The following is a 3,770-nucleotide window of genomic DNA, read 5'->3' on the forward strand; positions in this document are numbered from 1 at the left end:
GTTATTTTTAAAGCTTTTTCTTTTTCAAATTCCATTGATGGTGCTGAGAGTTTAATCCTTAAACTAGAAGCTTTCAAAAATGAACTTGAAGTTGGTATGGAAGCTACAGGTCATTATTGGCTATCTCTATACTCATATCTTGTTGAAAAAAACTTTACTGTTCGTGTTATCAATCCAATCCAAACTGACGGTTGGCGACAAGGTGTAGAAATCAGAAAGAGAAAAACTGATATTATTGATTCTCTTTTAATAGCTGATCTTCTTAGATATGGAGATTTCGTTGAGACTTCACTTTCTAATGAAGATTATTTATCTTTGAGAAATCTTTCCAGATTTAGGTCCTACCTCATTTCTTCAATTGGCGATCTTAAAAGAAAAACTATTGCACTTTTAGATCAAGTTTTCCCTGAATATGCCTCTTCTTTTAGTAATATTTTTGGGAAGACTTCTAAGGAAATTCTTTCAAATTTCTCTACTCCTTCTGATTTTGAGGATATTAATTCTGATGATTTGAACACTTTTCTAGAGTCTGTTACTAGGAAAAACTATGCTTCTAAGAAGATTGATGAACTTTCTAAAAAGGCTTCTTCTTCTTTTGGTATTAATTTCTGCCTGGACTCATTTAGTCTTCAAATCAAAATGCTTATTGAGCAAATTTCTTTTATTCAAAATCAGGTTTCTGATGTTGAGAATGAAATTGAAGTTTTACTTGAAAAACTTAATTCTCCAATTACTACTATTCCAGGTATCGGTTCTGTTAATGCAGCTACTATATTAGGTGAGATTGGTGATATTAAAAGATTTTCTAATCCTTCTAAACTTGTCGCTTATGCTGGTTTGGATGCTAGCGTTTCTCAGTCTGGGGAATATGAATCTACTTACAATCATATGAGTAAAAGAGGTTCTCCTTATTTAAGGCGTGCTCTTTTTCAATCCGCTCTTAGAGCTGAATTTTGTGACCCTGTTTTTTCTGCTTATTATCAAAAGAAAATTACAGAAGGAAAGCATCATCTAGTTGCTACCAATGCAGTTGCTAGAAAGCTTTGTCATACTATTTTTGCTGTTCTTACTAAGAATGAACCTTATCAAGTGCAGAGTTAGTTTTTGCTTAACTGTATACAAATTTTTGATAAAGGTTCTGTAAATGACGAGCTTTGCTCGGGCATAGCCTTTATCATTTACAGGTTCTTTTGAGAAAATTACTATTTAAAAGGCAAAAACTTTACTAACCCTATTTTTAATCTTAAACTTTAGGGTGTTTTTTCATGCTTATTTTTATTCAGTTTTTATCAATATCATTACTTATATTTTCTTTGTTTCACCTCTTGACTTTTAATAGTTAGTCTTTCTTTAATATCCCTTTTAGATATAAATTTACTTATGTGATAATAAGTATCGTTGCTTTTCCATTATACATCTGTTATAATTACTAATACAATAGTTTTGGATTAATAAGGCTAATTGGAATATTGTCTAAAAGGGATAGGTGTATTATGACATATTACGATTTTGTAAAAGATTATATGAAAGTAGATGAATGTAAAAACAATAAGAAGTACTCAAGTGCAGGGCACACTTTTTGTTGGAATAAAGAGTATTCAACTTATGCAGATGGTCTATATTGGTTTTATGAAAGAGATGGCTTCATTATTGATATCCACGATTTTTATATCAGAGAAGAAGTAGTTCAAAATAATACCTATAGTATGGCAGACTATGTTTCAATTTACACAAGCTACATAGTCAGCGCAAATGGAGAAAAGTTTAACCCGTATCAAACTCTTACCGCAAACTCATTATGCACACTTGATTTTGATAATATAAAAGATGACTTCCTATTTTTATTACACGAGAACTGCTATTATCTTGCTGTTTCTATAGGCTTTAAAAGAGAACTTTTGGAGAAACATCTATCATCCATTAATATAGATACAGAATCTTTTTATTCCACTTTGCTTCAAACAAATCAAATAATACTTACAAAGTCATTGGAAAAAGTGGCAATGGAAATTTTAAATTGCAAGATGAACGCTCCTGCCGCAGATTTTTTCTTTAAAGCCAAAGCAAATGAATGGGTGAGTATAGTAATAGATACCTACTTAAATAGGAAGAAATATAAAATTGAGTCTGATGATAATAAAGCACTTGAAGATGTAGCAAGATTCTTAGATGATCATTTCGCCATGAATGTAAATCAGGAAACACTTGAAAAAATATCTAAAATGAGCGGAACAAAATTAAAAAATTTGTTCAAAGAAAAATATCGTCAAAGCATTACAGAATACACCCAAAGAAAAAGAATGAATGTAGCTGAAACTCTTCTGTTAAATACCGAACTTCCTATAAAAGAAATAGCAGAATCTGTTGGATATTCATCTGCTAGCAAATTTTCCATTTATTACAAAAGATACAAGGGAAAACTTCCTAGTGAGGTTCGTAATTTAGCTTGCAAACATCTCAATTTAAAATGCGATTATTGTGATTAAGGTAATAAATTTTATTAAATCAAAAAGATCAGCTTTTTAAGCTACTCTTGTAGAAAGTACAAAATGAGTTAATTATATTTTTGTGTTTTCTCATACCAGTTGTAAAACAACTCTCACGTCCATATAGTTTTTTTGTGTCTTTTTGACATATCCTTCTTCATCTTTTTCAAATACAAAATGCTTGTAAAACTGCTTAAAATACAGGATTTCTAAATTTATATCTTTTGTATCAACGCTATAGCTTCCACATGTGTCGGAACTACTATGGGAAGACAAAGATTGAACCTCGTTATTAGTTTGTGAACACAATTCATTAGTCTTTCGATTTCCTCTTGCATTTTTTCTAATTGGCTTAAATCTATTGCCATCTAAGCTATTTTTAAATCCTGTTTTATATACAAAGACAAGTTGTGCTGGGTCAATATTACCATCTTCATCATAACCGCCAACAATCACTTTTTCAACAATACTTTCAAAAACATATCGGTCAAATTCATGCAAGACTTCATTTTGCTCCAAAGTTCTTTTGAACTCTTGCAAACGACGTTTAATATCCTTTTCATTCATTGCAATTGTTTGAAGCTTTTCCCGTTCACTTAGCAGTTCGTCTTGTTTACTTGTCAAAGAAGAAAACTTGTACTCATAGGTTTCTGAATCAATAACATCTTCCAAACGCATATCAACTAATTTGCTTTTTTTCTTTTCCAGAGCTTCAATTTCTTTTTCTACTTTGGAAAGTTGTTTATTAACTGAACTACTACTTAACGTCTCATTCATAGTCCTTAAAAACTCGTCAAGCACATCTTTGTTGCTATCACATAAAATACGATAGCTTTCAACAAAAGCGTCTTCAATTGCTTGCTCTGGTATTCCTTTGCTCTCTGGACAATGTTTTTTTCCTTTTTTAGTTGAAGTTACACTGTCACATTATAATCAAACTCTTTCAAAGGCACGCTGGCAGGAATACTTACTTGAATCATACGTCCTTGTCCTTTGGATTTTAAGTCATAGGTACGTTCCTTGATTTCATCTGAAACCGACCCATTTTCATTTTGGATTCTCACTTCACGGCGTAGAGCAGAGAATTTCAATTCTCCAAAAGTCGTGTCTTTATCTAATACAATGCCATTTGCTAATCTCATCATTTTTCCTCTCTTATATAATGTATTTAGGTTGTTAAAGGTAACCTATAAACCTTTTTCGACTAAGTATTATTCAGTTTTACTGTATAATATTGTTATTAGATAGAGTGTACTCGTTCCCTCCTTGAGATTTAATCTCGTA

General features: G+C 31.3%; 4 protein-coding genes. 2 read left to right on the plus strand and 2 right to left on the minus strand.

Annotated features, from left to right (window positions below; translation table 11 throughout):
- Window positions 1-1,101 (plus strand): IS110 family RNA-guided transposase (locus HMPREF9709_RS09150; protein WP_005399342.1); only part of this gene is annotated, 1,101 nt, incomplete at its 5' end.
- Between the two features lie 392 nt (window positions 1,102-1,493).
- Entirely contained in the window at window positions 1,494-2,486 is a 993-nt protein-coding gene (locus HMPREF9709_RS09155) for a helix-turn-helix domain-containing protein (RefSeq protein WP_005399343.1), read from the plus strand.
- Between the two features lie 90 nt (window positions 2,487-2,576).
- On the opposite strand, the gene HMPREF9709_RS09160 is transcribed toward HMPREF9709_RS09155, so the two are convergent.
- Together HMPREF9709_RS09160 and HMPREF9709_RS09165 are read right to left on the minus strand one after the other, a co-directional pair.
- On the minus strand, window positions 2,577-3,263 hold the full coding sequence (locus HMPREF9709_RS09160) for a hypothetical protein (RefSeq protein WP_005399344.1): 687 nt from the start codon (window positions 3,261-3,263) through the stop codon (window positions 2,577-2,579).
- Between the two features lie 137 nt (window positions 3,264-3,400).
- Window positions 3,401-3,631, minus strand: coding sequence for a YdcP family protein (locus tag HMPREF9709_RS09165; protein WP_040464326.1), 231 nt, complete (start codon window positions 3,629-3,631; stop codon window positions 3,401-3,403).
- Window positions 3,632-3,770 lie beyond the last annotated feature (139 nt).

Origin of the sequence: Helcococcus kunzii ATCC 51366 (genome assembly GCF_000245755.1) — a bacterium.
Taxonomy (GTDB): Bacteria; Bacillota; Clostridia; order Tissierellales; family Peptoniphilaceae; genus Helcococcus; species Helcococcus kunzii.